Source organism: Peribacillus sp. Bi96 (assembly GCF_918698115.1).
Classification (GTDB): Bacteria; Bacillota; Bacilli; order Bacillales; family DSM-1321; genus Peribacillus.
Map to the genome: position 1 here is coordinate 1 of NZ_CAKKLV010000026.1, position 13,111 is coordinate 13,111.

12 protein-coding genes and 1 rRNA gene are annotated in these 13,111 nt (G+C 38.7%); 3 read left to right on the plus strand and 10 right to left on the minus strand.

Annotated elements, in window-relative coordinates; all coding sequences use genetic code 11:
• Both LQ203_RS22860 and LQ203_RS22865 read right to left on the minus strand, forming a co-directional pair.
• A 16S ribosomal RNA gene (locus tag LQ203_RS22860) occupies window positions 1-202 on the minus strand; the annotation flags it as partial.
• A gap of 278 nt (window positions 203-480) precedes the next feature.
• Window positions 481-717 carry a hypothetical protein gene (locus tag LQ203_RS22865; protein ID WP_230161664.1) on the minus strand — a complete coding sequence of 79 codons (237 nt, stop codon included), beginning with the start codon at window positions 715-717 and terminating at the stop codon, window positions 481-483.
• A 132-nt stretch (window positions 718-849) separates the two neighbouring features.
• Between LQ203_RS22865 and pdaB the strand changes: the two genes are divergently transcribed.
• Window positions 850-1,602 carry a polysaccharide deacetylase family sporulation protein PdaB gene (gene pdaB / locus LQ203_RS22870; protein WP_230161666.1) on the plus strand — a complete coding sequence of 251 codons (753 nt, stop codon included), beginning with the start codon at window positions 850-852 and terminating at the stop codon, window positions 1,600-1,602.
• A gap of 117 nt (window positions 1,603-1,719) precedes the next feature.
• Here the strand turns inward: pdaB and LQ203_RS22875 are convergent, their stop codons facing one another.
• Window positions 1,720-2,403, minus strand: a complete 684-nt coding sequence (locus LQ203_RS22875) for a KinB-signaling pathway activation protein (RefSeq protein ID WP_230161668.1) — start codon at window positions 2,401-2,403, stop codon at window positions 1,720-1,722.
• 137 nt (window positions 2,404-2,540) lie between these two features.
• Between LQ203_RS22875 and gerD the strand changes: the two genes are divergently transcribed.
• A complete protein-coding gene (gene gerD, locus LQ203_RS22880; protein ID WP_230161670.1) occupies window positions 2,541-3,119 on the plus strand; it encodes a spore germination lipoprotein GerD in 579 nt (192 codons plus the stop codon).
• Between the two features lie 35 nt (window positions 3,120-3,154).
• Here the strand turns inward: gerD and LQ203_RS22885 are convergent, their stop codons facing one another.
• From LQ203_RS22885 to LQ203_RS22895, 3 genes are all read right to left on the minus strand, one after another.
• Window positions 3,155-4,213 carry an Mrp/NBP35 family ATP-binding protein gene (locus LQ203_RS22885; RefSeq protein ID WP_230161672.1) on the minus strand — a complete coding sequence of 353 codons (1,059 nt, stop codon included), beginning with the start codon at window positions 4,211-4,213 and terminating at the stop codon, window positions 3,155-3,157.
• Between the two features lie 143 nt (window positions 4,214-4,356).
• On the minus strand, window positions 4,357-5,073 hold the full coding sequence (gene cwlD / locus LQ203_RS22890; RefSeq protein ID WP_230161675.1) for an N-acetylmuramoyl-L-alanine amidase CwlD: 717 nt from the start codon (window positions 5,071-5,073) through the stop codon (window positions 4,357-4,359).
• 83 nt (window positions 5,074-5,156) lie between these two features.
• Window positions 5,157-5,582: a DUF2521 family protein gene (locus LQ203_RS22895; RefSeq protein ID WP_230161677.1), complete on the minus strand. Its 426-nt coding sequence runs from the start codon at window positions 5,580-5,582 to the stop codon at window positions 5,157-5,159.
• A gap of 1,141 nt (window positions 5,583-6,723) precedes the next feature.
• Here LQ203_RS22895 and LQ203_RS22900 point away from each other — a divergent pair.
• On the plus strand, window positions 6,724-8,259 hold the full coding sequence (locus LQ203_RS22900; protein ID WP_230161679.1) for a glycosyltransferase family 2 protein: 1,536 nt from the start codon (window positions 6,724-6,726) through the stop codon (window positions 8,257-8,259).
• 609 nt (window positions 8,260-8,868) lie between these two features.
• Here LQ203_RS22900 and LQ203_RS22905 read toward each other — a convergent pair.
• The 4 genes from LQ203_RS22905 to truA all read right to left on the minus strand — a co-directional run bounded on the left by LQ203_RS22905 (window position 8,869) and on the right by truA (window position 13,103).
• On the minus strand, window positions 8,869-10,371 hold the full coding sequence (locus LQ203_RS22905; protein WP_230161681.1) for a malate:quinone oxidoreductase: 1,503 nt from the start codon (window positions 10,369-10,371) through the stop codon (window positions 8,869-8,871).
• Between the two features lie 874 nt (window positions 10,372-11,245).
• Window positions 11,246-11,638, minus strand: a complete 393-nt coding sequence (gene rpsI, locus LQ203_RS22910; protein WP_034304957.1) for a 30S ribosomal protein S9 — start codon at window positions 11,636-11,638, stop codon at window positions 11,246-11,248.
• Between the two features lie 20 nt (window positions 11,639-11,658).
• Window positions 11,659-12,096 carry a 50S ribosomal protein L13 gene (rplM, locus tag LQ203_RS22915; protein ID WP_034304960.1) on the minus strand — a complete coding sequence of 146 codons (438 nt, stop codon included), beginning with the start codon at window positions 12,094-12,096 and terminating at the stop codon, window positions 11,659-11,661.
• A 266-nt stretch (window positions 12,097-12,362) separates the two neighbouring features.
• Window positions 12,363-13,103, minus strand: a complete 741-nt coding sequence (truA, locus tag LQ203_RS22920) for a tRNA pseudouridine(38-40) synthase TruA (protein WP_230161683.1) — start codon at window positions 13,101-13,103, stop codon at window positions 12,363-12,365.
• Window positions 13,104-13,111 lie beyond the last annotated feature (8 nt).

Below are 13,111 nucleotides of genomic sequence, written 5' to 3' on the forward strand. Positions count from 1 at the left end.
CTTCTCTCATGCGAGAAAAGAACGTATCCGGTATTAGCTCCGGTTTCCCGAAGTTATCCCAGTCTTATAGGCAGGTTGCCCACGTGTTACTCACCCGTCCGCCGCTAATCTCAGGGAGCAAGCTCCCGTCGATTCGCTCGACTTGCATGTATTAGGCACGCCGCCAGCGTTCGTCCTGAGCCAGGATCAAACTCTCCGAAGAAATGTTTGACTTGCTCATTTTGCTTTTTTGATAGTGTGTGCTCACTTAAAATTTAACGTTGGCGCTTTGTTTTGTTCAGTTTTCAAAGAGCAATTACTCGCTATCTCTCTTAGCGACTTTAATATCTTAACACCTTATCGCTACTTCGTCAATAAGTTTTTTCAAAAAAGTTTTTTTCACTCTTTTTCGAAAGCCCTTATGTTGCAGCAACTTTTATAATATACCAGCGTATAAATTAATAGTCAATAGATTTTTTGATTATTATTCACATTTAAATATCATGACTGATTCCTTTTGGCTAAGTTTGTTTTCACCCTCATATACATCAGGCATTCCTCCTCAGTACTTACCCTTTTAAACAGCCTGAAAAGGATATTATATTTTTCACTTATTGCCCTTTTGACTAAGTGATCAATTCTTTCATCCTGCAAATCGAATAGTATTTCATCCATCTCTCTTTTTAACAAGTACTCCAATTCCATCTTTTCTTTATCATTAATCAATAAACCGAGCATGATTCACACCTCCACCAGACATCTTTCCCCATTCCCACCGATTTTATGAAGTTTCAATAGATTTTTTTGCATAACAAAAATCCTCGTGCATAAATTTGAAGACAAGAGTCTTTTGGACAAGGGGATGGATTTATGAAATTTTTCATGGTGCTTCAAGCAAAGAACATCAAATATTATTCGTTAATATTACTAACGGCATTGTTTACCGCTTGGTTCCTTTTTGTACAAAACATTCTTCATGCCCCTGTTTTTTCTACAGAGGATGGACCAAAAGCGGTTTATAAAGGGGAAAAGAATGTCGCGATTACGTTCAATATTGGCTGGGGTGACGAGAAAGCAGCTCCGATAATAGAAACATTAAAAAGGGAAAAAATTAAATCAGCCACTTTTTTCCTTTCCGGATCGTGGGCTGAGCGTCATCCAGAAATAGTAGCGGAAATCGGGAAAGAAGGATATGAAATCGGTATGCTTGGTTACGATTATAAAGATTACTCCGAAATGGAAGATCAAGAAATCATCCGGGATATATCTAAAGCACAGGAAGTATTTAAAAAACTGAATGTGAAGAATATAGAACTTTTACGGGCGCCCACCGGTCATTTTGATAAACGTCTTTTAAAGATCAGTGAGAATTTTGGGTATACTGTGGTTCACTGGAGCATCGATTCAAAGGATTGGACCAATCCAGGTGTGGATCGGATCGTCCAAAACATCAACAAGGCCCAAAAAGGGGATATCATCTTGTTACATGCATCTGACTCAGCAAAACAAACGAATAAGGCACTGCCAGAACTATTAGATGAACTTCGCTCCAAAAATTTAAACTTCGTTAACGTCTCAGAAATGATTTCCAATTCATCAGCAAGCAGTGAGGAAATTCACTAACACCCTTCAATGAATAATATTGCAAAAAACGGAAAACTGCGTACCAATGGTCCCCCTAACCATTAGTACGCAGTTTTTATGTTGACTTCCTTATGTATGGTCCAACTTACAAATAGCTTAGCTACCCTTACCTAATTCGCCCGCTTTCATTTTCTTTTCCTTCGTTCCAGTTGGCTTATGTGCTCTTTTACTAGCTAATTCTTTTTGAGAACGTTCGATCAATTTGCCTAAAATCAATAATTGATAAGCATTGCAGAACAGCAACGGAAACAGCATGAAGTAAAGCCAGCCTTCAACGTTGGTTTTCAGAACGGGCACCCACTCCAATACCGTGACCACGACCATGAAAAACAAGGCAGGCATAAAGGACTGGGCATTCGTCTGTTTCATTTTGAAATAAGCTGTAATCAGCCCTGCGGCCAATACGACCAATGCTAACACGATGTAGGAACTAATCCCCTCGCCTGAACCAAAGCTAAGATACCGCAGATAAACTAGATCAAATACAACAAAAAGGATAAGTACAAGTTGAACGGCATTCCATAAGGAAGCGCTTTTAAATATTCCCAGACCAAAACGATGGATCGTTAAATAAGCAAAAAAGCCAGCTTGGCTTATGACACTAAAAATTAAGCCAACACCGAATAACCAAATAAAAGTGGATAGGATGGCACTGACTTCAAAAGAAGAAAAATAAGGCTTGAACTCACTCCATCGAGCCAAGAACCCTACAACTCCGCCCGTTACACCACCGATAAGCAATGTTGTTAAAAACAATTTAACTAAATTACGGCTGTTCATTGTTTTCCTCCATACATTTCTATTTCATTTCCTTAATTGTACCAACCAAATTTGGAAAAATCCACTTATTCCACCATAGAATAATATCGCCGATTGGAACCATATTAACATTAAGAAGGATGAAAGGGGCCCTGCGTATGAGAGTGGGAGTTGCTTTGCTTTTCACGTCATTCTTACTCGTTTGTTCCGGTTGTGCTCAAAATGGAACAGGTGCAGATAAAATGGAGTATGAAGAGACAAAGAAAATGGTCGTCGATATCTTGAAAACAGATGATGGAAAAAAAGCCATCCAGGATATCATTTCCGATGATAAAACGAAGGCTGAACTTATTATGGATTCTGATGTCATAAAGAAGTCCATTGAAGATATGATCACTTCAGATAAAGGAAAGGAATTTTGGAAAAAGACATTTAAGGATCCTGAATTCGCTTCCGCTTATGCTAAAGCTCTAGAAGACGAACATAAAAAGCTATTGAAGGATTTAACCGCTGATCCGCAGTATCGCGGAATGATCATGGATATATTGAAAGAACCGGATATGGAAAAAGAAATGAATAAATTATTAAAAACCAAGGAAATGCGTTCCGTCTATAAAGAGCTGATCATCGAAACAATGGAGAGTCCTCTCGTTCAAGCAAAAATACAAGAGAGATTGGATAAAGCAGCTACTAAAGCCGTAGAGAAGGAAAATAAGGATAAAAAGGCGAAGGAATGAAATAAGGCTGATTCCCAATGGAATCAGCCTTCATTTTATTGTAGCTTTTCTATGACCTTTTTCGCGATATCCTCGTAAATCCTGCCTAACCTATGATCTGCTGCGTAAATGGATGGAGCAAAATCCTCTTCGTTCCAATCTGGCTGTTGCAGGGGCAGTTGACCTAAAACTTCTGTACGAAGCTCTTCTGCAAGCTTTTTGCCGCCGCCTTTTCCAAATACATATTCTTTTTCACCGGTCGTTTTACTTTCGAAGAACGACATATTCTCAATGACACCAATGACTTCGTGTTCTGTCTTGATGGCCATTGCACCCGCTCTTGCAGCAACGAAGGCTGCGGTTGGATGAGGTGTCGTAACGATGATTTCTTTACATGAAGGGAGCATCGTATGCACGTCCAATGCAACATCGCCCGTACCCGGTGGTAAGTCAAGGACTAAATAGTCCAACTCTCCCCATTCCACTTCATTAAAGAAACTGTTCAACATTTTACCCAGCATCGGTCCTCTCCAGATGATGGGCGCGTTATCTTCTACAAAAAAGCCCATTGAGATAACTTGAACGCCAAATCGTTCCACAGGTATGATTTTCTCCCCGCGAACAACCGGTCTTTTTGTTATCCCCATCATATCCGGTACGCTGAATCCATAAATATCGGCGTCAACCAGTCCAACCTTTTTACCTAAACGAGCAAGTGAAGTGGCGAAGTTCACTGAAATCGTTGATTTACCCACTCCGCCTTTACCACTGGCAATCGCAATAAATTGTGTTTTGCTGTTAGGTCCTAGTAAACCTTGGTCAACTTCATCCTGCGGCATATTCTCACGGTGTTTAGCCAACTCGTCTTCAGAAAGTTCCGTGAAGCGGATACCTACTGATTCAGCTCCGTTCGTTTTCAGTAAGTCCACCACTTCCGTTTGCATTTGCATTTGCTCGGCAGTCCCCGTTTTTGCAATCGCAAGTTTAACGCTTACATGATTCTTTTCAGGCTTTATTTTAATTTCTATAATTCCATTAGAATCTTCAAGGCTTTTATGTAGAAAAGGGTCTTTAAGATCCTTTAATAAATTCAGTACTTTCTCTTCTGTTAGCAAGTCGAGCACCCCTTTGAATTCGTTTTATTTTCCCATTTCAGTATACCATATTACCGAAAGAAAGCTTATAATCCTGCCCTGTATTCGTTTTCCTGAATTTTCCCCAAAAATAAAAAGGCCTTGTACCCTACAAGACCCAGAAATCACTTTTCATCCGATAGTTTCTCCTCTGTGAAGTAACGTAAAATCCCCATATAAATCGAACTGGCAATCTTATCTTGATACCCATCACTGATAAGGCGTTCCCTTTCTTCTGTATTGGAAAGGAAGCCTATTTCCACAAGCGCTCCCGGTTTCTTGGCATTATTCATCAAATACACATGATTTATCGTTTTTGCGTCACGCTTTGTATTTTCAAGATTTCTTATGATTTCGGTCTGTATGAATTTTGCCACCTGCTCATTTTCCTCAAACCTGTTCGTATAGAAGGTTTGTGCTCCCTTCGATGATGCTGAGGGAAAAGAATTCAAATGAATGCTTAAGAATAAGTCCGCTTCCGAATCATTGATCATTTCAACCCGATTTCGTAAGTCTTCCTGTTTTCGCTGACGTATTCCTTTCGTTTTACTATGCGCCAGATCCTCGTCCTTCTCACGCGTCATGATGACCAGGGCACCCTGTTCCTGTAAATAGTCCCGGACCTTTAATGAAACGGATAGGGCTATTTCCTTTTCCATTACCTCTTGTACATTTGCCCCGCCATCCATACCCCCATGTCCGGCGTCCAGAACGATTACCTTACCTGCCAAAGGAAGGTTCCAGGAGTCCCAAGAATCATCTTCCACAAATTTAAAAGTTATAATTAAAAAAAGGACAAACAATCCCATTGCGATTCCTGTATATTTCAGCTTTCTGCGCATGACCGTTCCCCTTCCATTATCCCTCTATTAAAAAGTATGGGACAAACCATGGAATTAGAACAAACAATGGAATTTTTGCCTTCTTAATGCAGTTTCATTTTATAACGTTTTTCACCAGTCTTAAAACCGTCCACCCACCACTCTCCTACAAATCCCTCACAACAATAAAACAAACCTTCATTGAAAGCGTTATTCGCTGTGACTTCCCGCCAATACAAAATGAAGTTAAAAAGAGTATCGATCAAAAACTTCTCTTCCTTCCGGCACCGGAACCTTACATCGTCCTCTGACTCACCATAATAACCAAACTTACTATAGTTAGCTCCTAATAAATATGCCTCGATGGCCACATCAAAGTAGCTTTCCTCCAAGACTTCCATGAAATCCTGTCCAAAGTAACGCTGAATCCTACTCTTCATATCAGCAATAGAAAGGTCCCTGAGTAGCCTACGTTCGAACTTCAATTGCCTTTCCCTTTGCATCTCCTGTAAACCTAATATCACAGTCATATTTCACCTCCGGGGCCAGACCCCATTTCCCAAATTATTTCCCGAGACATAATTTAGTTTTTGCGTTATACCATGAACCATTCATTGATTGTATTGGCAAAAAATAATGAGGATAAGTTCAGAATGTGTATTGAAGAAAAACATGAAGGATGCGATTTGTTAACAGATTTCTTCTTTTAAAGACAGACTGCACCATTTCGGGTTCTTCGTCGGGATACATGCAATGATTCTTCCCCATTGTCCTTCAACGGCTTACATCCCTGCAGCTATTTTAAAGGCACTCAGGAGCTTTCTTGTGGGGCTTATCCTTTATATGAATAAAAAACAGAACCTAGGCAGCTAAGACTAATCAAGAATATAAAGCTCAGGCTCATCCTTTAAGCTGTGCTATTTTTTGAAATACATCTTTAACTCCCTATAATTTGCTGCTCAGGGTGCTTCCCGAGGTTGTCCTTACCGACTCGGGTCGCTCACTGCCCGTGCCTCGCAGGTTATTCATCAGAACATCATTGCCTGCCCTTTATCAGCTACTCTATAGGCTATGCCCTGCAAGAGATACGTTCTCCAAAAACCGATAATACATCTGACTTTCTTTCTCTTCGACCCAAATGATGGAAAACTATTAATGCAAATACCAAGAGTTAGGATTATACTTGTAAGGAAATATTTTCAATTTAATGTGAGGAATGACAGTTTTTTATAAAAGACCTACTCGTTATAGATTTCCTTGATTGGCACATGAAGTTTACGCGATTAAATCCTCGGGAATATAGTTATGGTACAATTATCCTGGAAAACAATTAGAAAATGGGGAGTCTCTTTAAAAATGTGTTATGCTAATGTACCCACTGATTTCAGACTTAATACTTGCAAATGGACGTATTAAAAACTTAAGGTATGAGTATGAATGATGCAAAACTGAAAGTAAGTGGGGCAATAAAAAAAGTAAGGATATAGAGGAAGCTCTGTTATGTTCCTTCAGATGATACGAAGGATAAAGCAGCTTAGATGGACAGGTAAAAACTAAATGGAAACATACAGAATTGCCGATAGATAGTTGCATCCAAAATTCAAACGATCCACCATTTTAATCGTTCATTTTCCCTATCTTTTAACTTACAAAATAAATGGAGTGATATATATGTCTGATCAATTTGATTCAAAAAGAAAAGCTTTTGAAATTGAAAATAATATAACGTATAACGAAGAAGGATATTATATAAAAAATAAAAGCAGCTTTATCTTTAAAAAAAGTAAAATAACGGTTGTTTCCCCCGTATACAATGCAGAAAATTTTTTACGAAAAACCATCGATTCAGTCATTAATCAATCAATTGGTTTCAAAAATATAGAATACATTCTTGTTGACGATGGATCTACGGATTCATCACGTGAAATCTTGCTGGAATATGCCGATACATATAAAAATATCATGGTTGTTTTTTTAAAAAATAATACGGGTACACCCGCCCAGCCACGAAACCTTGGCATAAAGTTAGCAAAATCCGATTATATAACTTTTCTGGATGCGGATGATTGGTTGGATAAGGACGGTTTGAAATCGTTATATACGGTAATCAAGGGTAGCAATGATGATTATATAGTGGGAAAAACAATAGAAGTGGGGTCAAAGGGCAATAAAATAGTCGGTGAATATGAATCGTGCAAGGAAAGGAGAAATGTATCTCCATTCTCCATTCCGCATCTTTTTCATCACCTAGGACCAAGGGCAAGGATGATGAAGCTCAAATTGCTAAAAGATTACAATATTCAGTACCCTGAGATGAAATTTGCAGAGGATAAACAGTTTTTCATTGACGTACTTATACATTGTAAATCGATTTCGACAACGACCCAAGTCGTTTATTATTTGAATCGAATGGATGACAATGACGCATCCCTAACAAAACAGACTGATGTCATGGAAAAAATGGATACAAATATACGAGTGATCAACTATGTAAAGAGTAAACAGTTGGATATAGAGAAGGAAAAGATGATCTTAAACAGGCTTTATGAATTTGATTCCATTACAAGATTGTTCAATCGATATCATTTCTTAAAAAGTGAAGATACCGAAGAATACTTCAATAAATTCCAGGAAGTCATCGATACGACCAAAGATTTGAGCTATGATGTATCGGAATCTTTTTTCCATCCGATCAATAAGGTTGCCTACGACCTTTTCCTTGAGGGCCGTTATGATGATATCAAGAAATTATATAAATGGGACAAGAAAGAGAAGATAAAAAATTATGTGATTGAAAATAATTTACCATATATGAATGTCCCGCTTTCCAAGGAGAAAAACAAACAAATCCGTGTGCCAATGCTCGCCCTTTTCCATGGCGGTTCATTCTTTCAAGATCGTTATACTCTAACAGTCGATATATATGGTGATCATGTTCAAAAGGTACAGCATATCGTCCTTAGAGACCGTAAAAATGTGACTCAGGAATATAAATTTCCTTTGAACGTCAATGAAAATGGAAGGGCAACTGCTGAATTGGATTTAGAGACACTTAATCAGCTTAAGTCATCAAGCTATGAAGTATTCGTCCAGTATAACGATTATCAAAAACTGTACATTTCCAAAAAAGAACAAGTCGTGTTTAATAAAAGGACATTTAACTTTTACTCGACGATAAACTCCAATCTTGGCTTTAGAATCAATTAGGATAAAAAAGGACGTCCATCGTATAAACCATCCCTTTTGCTAAGGTTAAAAAAGAGGCTAGGCTATTTTAGACGGTGATCCCTGTATTGCACAGGGGTCATCTTTTTTATGGGTTGGAACTTTTATAAACCCAATATGTTTGTCATCCTAATGCACGTTATTACGCCTTTGCTACACCTCCCATAAAGACATGATATTAAATAGGAGAATCTCTAAATTAACCGATACCGAACAAAAAGAAAGAGCATGTTTTTTAAAAAACATGCCCTTATAATATTTTATTGGATTACTCGTTTATAAAAAGATTGACCATTTTTGTAGGCCCTGACTTCAAGGTGAGTGTTGGATTAAACACATAGATCACTTATGATGCAGTTCACCATTCACCCCTCTAACTGAAAATAATAAAAAAAAGAACCTTCAATCCAAAGATAGATCAAAAGTTCTGTGTTTTTTTTCAATGATATTTTATTATTTACTCATTTCTAAAGTAAATTTATATATTATCTCTGTTTTTCATTCACTGCCTTTTCAAACTCTTCATCGTGAAATCGATTGTCCATTGCTTAAACATTTTTCTTAAATACCTTTATTTCTACATCTAAAGAATTAATTATGGACTAACTCTTTATCGCTTAATCCAAGCGTCTCTGCTGTTGAAGTATGAATTTCATGCAGAAGCTCTGGATTTCCCATTAGTGACATGCCATAAGAAGGAATCATTTCTTTGAGTTTTGGTTCCCACTCTTTCATATGTTGCGGGAAGCATTTTTTAAATACCTCAAGCATTACGTGAACTGCAGTGGAAGCTCCCGGAGAAGCACCTAGTAATGCTGCAATCGAGCCATCAGCTGCACTAACAACTTCCGTACCGAATTGAAGCGTTCCTTTGCCGCCTTCAGCAGTATCTTTGATAACTTGCACACGTTGGCCAGCTACCACTAAATCCCAATCCTCAATCTTAGCGTTCGGGATAAACTCTCTTAACTCTTCCATGCGCTGTTCTTTCGATAACATAACTTGCTGGATCAGGTATTTTGTCAATGACATCTCTTTTGCGCCAGCTGCCAACATGGTTAAGACATTATTCGGTTTTACGGAAGTTACTAAATCGAACATTGAACCTGTTTTTAAGAACTTCGGTGAGAAGCCGGCAAATGGTCCAAATAGCAATGATTTTTTATTGTCGATATATCGTGTATCAAGATGCGGAACAGACATTGGTGGAGCACCAACTTTAGCTTTCCCGTATACTTTTCCATGATGTTGCTCAATAACTTCTGGATTATTACACACCATGAAAATACCGCTTACAGGGAATCCGCCAATGTGTTTCCCTTCAGGAATACCAGATTTTTGCAGTAAATGCAGACTTCCGCCACCGCCTCCGATAAAGACGAATTTTGCAGCATGGCGTTCGACACTGCCGTTATCGACATTACGCACTTTTAATTCCCATGAGTCATCGCTAGTACGTGTAATATTATCAACACTATGTTTATATTTGATATCGACGTTTTTAGTTTTTAAGTGGTCAAACAACATCCCTGTTAAAGCACCAAAGTTTACATCTGTTCCAGAGTCGATTTTTGTTGCCGCTATAGCTTCATTCGATGGACGGTCTTGCATAATAAGCGGAATCCATTCCATCAGTTTTGCTGGGTCTTCAGAAAATTCCATCCCTTGGAATAGAGGGTTATTTGATAGGGCTTCAAAACGTTTCTTTAAGAACGTTACATCATTATCCCCTTGTACCATACTAATATGAGGCAATGGCATGATAAAGTCCTGCGGATTTTTTATCAGCTTTCTGTTTACAAGGTAAGACCAGAACTGTGTTGAAAGTTGAAACTGTTCATTAATTTTAATAGCTTTGCTTATATCTATAGATCCGTCTGGTTTTTCAGTTGTGTAGTTAAGCTCACACAGTGCAGCATGCCCTGTTCCAGCATTATTCCACTCGTTAGAGCTTTCCTCACCTGCGTTTTCGAGCTTCTCAAACACTTTGATTTCCCATTCCGGTACTAATTCTTTCAGAAGTGTCCCCAATGTCGCACTCATGATTCCGGCGCCAATTAAGATGACGTCTGTTTTAGTTTCTCTGCTGCTCATTTTAACCTTCCTCACTCCCTATATTTTCAGAAAGGATGTAGGCGCTTTTGCTTAGGCGTCACAGCGTGACCTAGTCACATACCTTTTCTGCTTCAATTATAACCATATCATAGTGTATTACAATTATTAATAGATAAAATTACTACAAATGCTATTTTGTTCAAATAAAGTTTGTATGAAAAAATGAACTTAAACAAATCTGCCCCGTCAGTTGAAGAAGAAAAACCAGGCGCATCGTTTACCTGAGCCTTTCGATCAAGAACAAGATAAGATGCTGCATACTCTTTTTATAAAAAATAATTATTTAAACCCTGTACTGAGTCTTTCTGCCAACATTCCCATAACTTGAATGTTTTTTTGAAGTAATCGATACAAGCCGCTTTTCAATTATAATTCGTTCAGACTCATATGCAATCTTTTCTAAAAAAGTTTTCAAACCCCAGACGGTTTCACAGTATTCAATACCCACTTCTGACATTTTTTTAACCTAGTCAGCAAACTTAATCCATTATCCATTATATCATCCAGAACATTCGCCTGTTCCATATCCTTGAAATAGTCGTACAAGTTATAAAAGGCTGCCTTTCTTGAGAAAAACTCTTTATTCTCTCCAGATTGCTCCTGCGCCCTTTTTAAAGAGACCCAAGTGGAATGGGTCAACAATACAATTTACACGCCGGCAAGATGTCATTTTAGGCGTTTTTAGATGCTATTAACCTTTAGCAAGAGTCTTTTTAAAGGAAAAGATTTGTTTGTAAAATCAAACTGACCAATGCAACGCAAATATATCACCTTTAATGACCCAGAAAGTTACGTTCTTTTACACATGAAAAACCCTTCCTCTGAATCCGAGAAAGGGCTGACAACGTATAGATTAACGTTTTGAGAACTGAGGTGCACGACGCGCGCCTTTAAGACCGTATTTTTTACGCTCTTTCATACGTGGGTCACGAGTTAGTAAACCAGCAGTTTTAAGAGATGGACGGTATTCTGGATCAACTTGAAGTAATGCACGAGCGATACCGTGACGGATTGCTCCAGCTTGACCAGTGTATCCACCACCGCTAACGTTTACTAGAACGTCATAATTTCCAGTAGTTTCTGTTGCAACAAGTGGTTGGTTAACAACTTCACGTAATGCTGCGAAAGGAATATATTCATTAATGTCACGACCGTTAATAACGATGCGACCTTCGCCTGGTACTAAACGTACACGAGCTACTGAGCTCTTACGGCGACCAGTACCATAGTATTGAACTTGTGCCAAGATAGTAACCTCCTTAGTAATTATCCGCGTAATTCGTATACTTCTGGTTGTTGAGCAGCGTGTGGGTGCTCAGCTCCAGCGTATACGTGTAATTTTTTGTAGATTTGACGACCAAGAGAATTCTTTGGAAGCATACCTTTGATAGCAAGTTCAAGCATTCTCTCAGGGTAGTTTGTACGCATTTCAAGAGCAGTTCTAGTTTTAAGACCGCCTGGATGCATAGTGTGACGGTAATAAATTTTGTCAGTCAATTTTTTACCAGTCAAGTGGATTTTCTCAACATTGATTAAGATTACATGATCACCCGTGTCAATGTTAGGTGTAAAAGTTGGTTTATGTTTACCACGTAAGATGGATGCTACTTCAGTAGAAAGGCGACCTAAAGTTTTGCCTTCAGCGTCAATCACATACCATTTACGTTCTACTTCATTAGCTTTCGCCATAAATGTCGTACGCATGGTTAACCTCCTAAAAAACTTTTTAATTTTTTATATTTATTTTCAATCACAATAAACTTCCGGGGCTTATCGTGGGATTAAAATACATACCATATTATATTAACTGCTCCCAGATTCATTGTCAAGGGAATGTTACACTAGGATAAGTTGTCTATAAAACACTTTCTGCAACTCCACGAAACGGTCAGTATAGCGTCAAGCCGCTTCATTACTGATGTCATCGGATTTACCTGTTGTAAAAAAATTGGTATCACAGAAAAATAATTTTATTTGTAAAATACTTTCCATAAATACAAGCCTTGGGCTGGTGCTGTTTTCCCTGCAAAACTGCGGTCTTTTTTGTTCAATATCTCAATTATATCCCCGGGTGCCATCTTGCCGCTTCCGACTTCCAAAAGCGTTCCAACCAATATACGCACCATATTATACAAAAACCCTTCCCCATCGAATCGAAAAACCATGAATCGATCGCTCTCTTCAAAATCGATTGCTTGTATGGTCCGAACTTTATCGACCACTTCCGTTTTTGCCGAACAAAAACTTGTGAAGTCATGCGTTCCTACCAAATGGGAAATTGCTTCCCTCATCGCATTTACGTCTAATGGATAAGGATAATGATAGGCGTAATTCCGTTGAAACGGATCCCGAAGTTTAGAGCGGTCTATGATATAACGGTACTCTTTCCCAGTCGTATGGAACCTCGCATGAAAGTCGTCAGGCACGATATCCACTTCCAGAACGACGATATCGGTCGGAAGCAGGGCACTGAACGCCTTTACCCAATTTTCAGTAGGAAATGTAAGGGGTGATTCAAAGTGTATGACCTGCCCCTTTGCATGGACGCCTGAATCTGTCCTGCCTGAAGCAGTCATTTTTATAATCGTGCCTTTGTGCATTTGAGCCAAGACTGCTTCGAACTCACTTTGTATGGTACGCTTCTCCGGCTGTACCTGATAACCAGCGAATTCCGTGCCATCATAAGCAATTACACATTTATATTTTGGCATAGTTACTC

What these genes read in the sequence shown, in the direction of transcription:
- LQ203_RS22865 (WP_230161664.1), bottom strand. Translation starts at nt 717, where the DNA reads ATGCTCGGTTTATTGATTAATGATAAAGAAAAGATGGAATTGGAGTAC.
- pdaB (WP_230161666.1), top strand. Translation starts at nt 850, where the DNA reads ATGAAATTTTTCATGGTGCTTCAAGCAAAGAACATCAAATATTATTCG.
- LQ203_RS22875 (WP_230161668.1), bottom strand. Translation starts at nt 2,403, where the DNA reads ATGAACAGCCGTAATTTAGTTAAATTGTTTTTAACAACATTGCTTATC.
- gerD (WP_230161670.1), top strand. Translation starts at nt 2,541, where the DNA reads ATGAGAGTGGGAGTTGCTTTGCTTTTCACGTCATTCTTACTCGTTTGT.
- cwlD (WP_230161675.1), bottom strand. Translation starts at nt 5,073, where the DNA reads ATGCGCAGAAAGCTGAAATATACAGGAATCGCAATGGGATTGTTTGTC.
- LQ203_RS22895 (WP_230161677.1), bottom strand. Translation starts at nt 5,582, where the DNA reads ATGACTGTGATATTAGGTTTACAGGAGATGCAAAGGGAAAGGCAATTG.
- LQ203_RS22900 (WP_230161679.1), top strand. Translation starts at nt 6,724, where the DNA reads ATGTCTGATCAATTTGATTCAAAAAGAAAAGCTTTTGAAATTGAAAAT.
- LQ203_RS22905 (WP_230161681.1), bottom strand. Translation starts at nt 10,371, where the DNA reads ATGAGCAGCAGAGAAACTAAAACAGACGTCATCTTAATTGGCGCCGGA.
- rplM (WP_034304960.1), bottom strand. Translation starts at nt 12,096, where the DNA reads ATGCGTACGACATTTATGGCGAAAGCTAATGAAGTAGAACGTAAATGG.
- truA (WP_230161683.1), bottom strand. Translation starts at nt 13,103, where the DNA reads ATGCCAAAATATAAATGTGTAATTGCTTATGATGGCACGGAATTCGCT.